Origin of the sequence: Flavihumibacter sp. CACIAM 22H1 (genome assembly GCF_001601815.1) — a bacterium.
Lineage (GTDB): Bacteria > Bacteroidota > Bacteroidia > Chitinophagales > Chitinophagaceae > Flavihumibacter.
Genome location: NZ_LUKG01000169.1, coordinates 1 through 2024 on the forward strand (window position 1 = coordinate 1; position 2024 = coordinate 2024).

At 43.6% G+C, this 2024-nt stretch carries 2 protein-coding genes; one reads left to right on the forward strand and one right to left on the reverse strand.

Annotation, left to right across the window (positions count from 1 at the left end; translation table 11 throughout):
• Positions 1 to 513, reverse strand: a 513-nt coding sequence (locus tag A1D16_RS21640; protein WP_290713831.1) for a hypothetical protein, incomplete at its 3' end; no start/stop codon positions are given.
• 464 nt (positions 514 to 977) lie between these two features.
• Here A1D16_RS21640 and A1D16_RS21645 point away from each other — a divergent pair.
• Positions 978 to 1841: an alpha/beta hydrolase gene (locus A1D16_RS21645; protein WP_290713835.1), complete on the forward strand. Its 864-nt coding sequence runs from the start codon at positions 978 to 980 to the stop codon at positions 1839 to 1841.
• Positions 1842 to 2024: the final 183 nt, after the last annotated feature.

Genomic DNA, 2024 nt, shown 5'->3' on the forward strand with positions numbered 1-2024 from the left:
TGCTGTATGCGGGCGATAATTTTTTTCCAGCAGATCGAATTCCTTCACCTTGAATTTTGAAGCCCAGTAGTGTTCAACTCTTTCCTGAACGATCTTTTCATCTCCTTCCTCCAGAATCGATATCATTTCTTTTTCAAAATCCGGAAATGGCGAAAATGGTATACATCCTTTTTGGAAATAATGCCGCAAATCCTGATCAAGAAAATGATTAAAGCCAAGCGGCTTGAAACAGAAAGTCATTTCCCTGACCGCTCCTTTGTAGGTACAACATAGCGGAGTTTCTACTGTAGTGGTTAATAACGACAAAAACGGCCGATCGCGATTTTCCTGTATGATTACTTTATCCTGCTCCTGCGCATAATCTGCAAAACGGTAGATCGACAGGATAATATGGTTGGACGAAAAAACCGTGTATTGAAGCTCCTGATCCGTATCGTCTTTTTGAAAAATATAAAAGCCCTCCAAATACCTGGAGAGGTTTTCATTTTTTGTATTGATGAATTTAAAATACAAGGGTCAGATGCTTTTTACAATTTTTCTGCATCACAAATTTACTCTTTTCGATCCCTTTGCTGAGCCCCGGATTACAATTTTACAATTTCCGGAGCGGGCATCTCTCTTACTTTTATTTTTTGGTTACTAAACATCAGATCATGAGACGTCTGCTTATTTTATCGGTTATGCTTTTGTATGTCGGCGGCGGCTTTTTTCCCAATTTGCCAAGAACCACCAACAGTTACTGCGCTTACAAAAGTTATCAAGGTAAAAGAATACCAGGGCTGGTATTTTTCAGCTTCACTCGATATCAGGGCCGTTCCTTCGGATAGTCTTGGATTGGCCGGCATTTCTAATGTTGCAGGTAGGTAAAAGGATTGGGATTTCATTAAAAACTCAGGTGGCGCGGTCAATGCAAAAAAAGATACCAACTGGCAAAGGCTCCGTCTCGATGGCCGCATCGATGCGGAAGCAGATAAATTATGGATTTATCTTTCCACCTCCGGCAACGGCGATTTTTTTTCGACAATATCCGCCTCCATGTTAGCAAAGACAACGGCAGCTGGCAGGCAGTTGCCGTTGAAAACAGTGATTTCGAAAAGACCGGCAACCCGTTAGACGATTTGAAGAACGTGGCTTCTCTCAAAAAATCGAAAGGAAGTTTTGCCGCCCAGGCAAAAGACACCGACCCTTCCTATAACAATGTGTTCCATATTCATACAGAAGGCGGCGTAGCCGATACTGCCGTTTATTACGGGTATAACTACGCAGCCGGCCACCATCTTCCATGCAACGGGACTTTTATTTATTATGAATCGTATGGCGAAGGAACTCCTTTACTTTTATTGCACGGAAATGGGGGAAGCATTCATGATTTCGCCGCCGTCATTCCACAACTGGCCAAACATTTCCGGGTCATTGCCGTAGATACCCGGGCCCAGGGAAAAAGTCCCGACAAAGGACCACAACGTTTTTCCTATGAGTTATTCGCACAGGACATGAAAGTATTACTGGACAGTTTACATCTAAAAAATACAACGGTCATTGGTTGGAGTGATGGCGGCATCACCGGGTTACTCCTGGCCAGCCTCTATCCGGATTATGTAGGTTCACTTGTAACGATGGGCGCCAACCTCGATCCTTCGGAAGCGTCCCTGAAGAAAAGTATTTTAACCAAAGCTAAAAAAGACCTGCAAAGGCTCGAACGCCGCAATAATCCCCAGGATAGCACCATCCTTAAACTAATGCGCCTGATCTTGGATGAGCCGCACATCGAACCTTCTTCTTTAAAAACAATTACTGCCCGCACGATGATCATGGCCGGAGAAAAGGATATCCGTTCTTGAACGACATAGCCAATTGATCGCCGCCAAGTATTCCGCATGCTACCTTAAATATTCTCAAAGGGCAAACACATTGGGTGGTAACTGAGAATCCCGGTCTGTTTACAAGAGAAGTTTTGTCTTTCTTATTAAAACAACATTGATCTATTTCCGCATTACCTGCTCTTCAATCTACCTCGGGCAGCG

Coding starts and splice junctions, on each gene's coding strand:
- A1D16_RS21645 (WP_290713835.1), top strand. CDS start 978: ATGGATTTATCTTTCCACCTCCGGCAACGGCGATTTTTTTTCGACAAT.